The organism is Dyella sp. ASV21, assembly GCF_016428975.1.
GTDB lineage: Bacteria > Pseudomonadota > Gammaproteobacteria > Xanthomonadales > Rhodanobacteraceae > Dyella.
In genome coordinates this window covers 1-1367 of record NZ_JAELTT010000154.1, presented here as the reverse complement: position 1 = coordinate 1367, position 1367 = coordinate 1, and the positions used below count along the sequence as shown (strand labels likewise).

The following is a 1367-nucleotide window of genomic DNA, read 5'->3' as shown; positions in this document are numbered from 1 at the left end:
CCGCGCTCTGCCTCCCGCAGGATCGTGATGATCTGCTCTTCGGTGTGTCGCTTCTTCATGGGTTCTCCTTGCCTGTTTAGGGTAGAGAACTCACCTTCAAAGTGGCTACACGTTTCGTCTCAGGTCATGACTGTGCGCATTGATTGTAAATGGACGTCGCGTATTGGCGGCCAAACTATCTGCCTCTTTATTCGCCCCATTCATTAACCAATAGAAGCCAGCACTATCCGTTGGCGAAACCCTATCTTCCTCGGTTTCCGGTCGCTCTGCGCCACCAACTTGGTTGCGCCACGCGATCATTTCCAGGGTAAGTTCCGTAAACCTTTCATCCTGTAGAAAAGAATTATTTTTTGCCGCATCGGCGGCGCGTGATGCTTCGCTTAAGCGACTTTCAAGTGACTTTGGTATAACGCGTCCACGCCACCGCCAATAGCGCACATAGTTGCCAGCGTGAGTCAACTGTAGAAACCCTCGGCCAAGCCATGGCGCATACCAATTGGTATTGGACCCCTCCTCAATAGCGACACGGAACCACGCGGTTTCCTGCACTGAGTTACCTAAAAACGCAGCCATGCGGGCTGGTGTATTTATCGAATATTTTCGCAGAGCTTTGTTTAGTTCATTTCTGTATTCCGCTATTAGCTTGCCAGACTCCCTACGTGTCGACTCATATCTGATATCTGACGGTATTCCTGGTCCAATGCCACGTAACACGCGCGCTGGAACGGCTTGCTTTAACTCACTCTCGCTCAACCACCCACACTTCCTAAACACCTCCACGAACACCGCGGGATGGAAGTGGTAGTGGGTCTTGTCCAGCGTGAGCCCGTCGGCCTGGGCGTCTTCCCAGAAACTGAGGGCGGCGTGGTGGCGTTTGAGCTTGTCGTAGGCTTCGGGTGTAAAGCAGTTGCTCCATAGGACGTTCGGCGGCAGTTCGCCTTCGCCGCTTTTGATCCAGCCCCAGCGTTGATCGAAATCCTCCCGCGCCCATTCCGTGGGCATCTTCACGATGCAACGCGAGAGGCGCTGACGGATCGGGTCCATCTGGGCAGCGATGTGCGCGCGAATCAGGCGCTGGCGACGCTGCGCCTCGGGCGTGGCGCCGGGCACGGGGGGCTCGGGCGGTAGCTCGTCCAGCACGAGTTGGAGCAGGCGCGCGGAGTCGCATCGGCTGTTGCCGTCGGTGTCGTCGTCGATAAAGGCCCAGCCCTGCCAGTCGGGGAAATCCGCATCGCTATGCACCTGCACGCCGGCCGCGTTGAGGTCCACGTAGACCGTGCTGCCGTCCAGCGGCGAGGTGATGGCGCGGATGTGCGGCACACGGCCGCGATACTGGTCACGGGCGGCCAAGGCGTCCGGCCCCAGCA

General features: G+C 57.9%; 1 protein-coding gene. It reads right to left on the bottom strand.

Translation table 11 applies throughout. From position 1 onward, the window contains the following. Window positions 1–105: 105 nt before the first annotated feature. Window positions 106–1367 (bottom strand): hypothetical protein (locus JHD67_RS21355; protein ID WP_199101154.1); only part of this gene is annotated, 1262 nt, incomplete at its 5' end.